This is a genomic window from Pseudacidovorax sp. DMC4 (assembly GCF_056314265.1).
On the sequence record NZ_JBQUYR010000042.1, the window covers coordinates 1 to 632 of the forward strand.

General features: G+C 69.5%; 1 protein-coding gene. It reads right to left on the reverse strand.

The window, feature by feature from the left end; genetic code table 11:
• Positions 1-632 (reverse strand): DUF11 domain-containing protein (locus tag ACT54X_RS28785; protein ID WP_476350057.1); only part of this gene is annotated, 632 nt, incomplete at both ends.

Genomic DNA, 632 nt, shown 5'->3' on the forward strand with positions numbered 1-632 from the left:
TGCGTCAGGGGCTTGAGGCCGTACAGGCTCCAGCGGCCCTCGCCGTCGGTGATCACGTTGGTGCCATCCTCCAGCCACAGGCGCACGCCGGGCACGCCGGGCTCGTCCTCGCCGTCCTGCTGGCGGTCGGCGCGGCAGTCCATGTACACCTTGCCAAAGGCAAAGGCTTCGTCGGAGAACACCCCGCCGTTGACCCGCACGGTGTTCTCCGCCGTGTTGGAGGTGTAGCCCTTGGCGCTGGCCTGCGCACGGTTGGTGGCGTTGCCCGAGATGCGCGCGCCCACGCCCACGCGCACCCGGTAGCGCACCATCACGCTCTGGTCGGCCGCGAGTTGCGCATCGGGGATCTGCCAGACCAGCGCCGGGCCCGCGCCGCCGCTCGGGTTGGCGATGGCGTTGCCGTTGAACTTGCTGCTGCCCGGCACGTACGCAAAGCCCGCCGGCAGGGTGTCGCTGAAGGCGATGCCCTTGATGGGGAAGCCGGTCTTGTTGGTGACCGTGAGCGCATAGTCCAGGAAGTCGCCGAAGTCCACCTGCTGTTTGCTGGCCGCCTTGCGCAGCAGCAGGCCGTTGACCAGGCCCGGGTCCAGCGGGATGTGGTTGTGCACCACGTCGCAGGCGCTGCCGTCGGC